The sequence below is a fragment of the Heliobacterium chlorum genome, from assembly GCF_014502795.1.
GTDB classification, from domain to species: Bacteria; Bacillota; Desulfitobacteriia; order Heliobacteriales; family Heliobacteriaceae; genus Heliobacterium; species Heliobacterium chlorum.
Genome location: NZ_JACVHF010000179.1, coordinates 1 through 410, shown reverse-complemented (window position 1 = coordinate 410; position 410 = coordinate 1). Strand labels below are relative to the sequence as shown.

The following is a 410-nucleotide window of genomic DNA, read 5'->3' as shown; positions in this document are numbered from 1 at the left end:
CTTACTACGTTAACCGCTAGTGAATTCTGTTCAAAAGATTTATCCATATTATGAAAAGATGTATTCATGTTTTCTACTCGGAGCGTATGTACCCTAACTGCTTAGTTATCTGTTCTACAGATAGCTGGGACTGATTTGCAAGCGTTCTTATTTCATCAGCTACAACTGCAAAACCTCGACCAAATTCACCGGCCCGGGCAGCTTCTATCGCAGCGTTCAATGCCAATAGATTCGTTTTATTTGAGATAGACTTTACCGAGGATACCAGATTATCTATTCGACTGGTTGATTGATGTAATTCATCTACTCTTTTTGAAATTAGCTCCAAGTCCGTTTGAGAATTAGATGTTTCTTTTATAACAGTTGAAATACTAGAATTTGTTTCGGTTATTGAAATTTTCCCATCGTCG

The 410-nt window shown here is 37.3% G+C and carries 1 protein-coding gene; it reads right to left on the bottom strand.

The window, feature by feature from the left end:
- Window positions 1-73: 73 nt before the first annotated feature.
- Window positions 74-410, bottom strand: a 337-nt coding sequence (locus H1S01_RS20880; RefSeq protein WP_279287058.1) for a methyl-accepting chemotaxis protein, incomplete at its 5' end; no start/stop codon positions are given.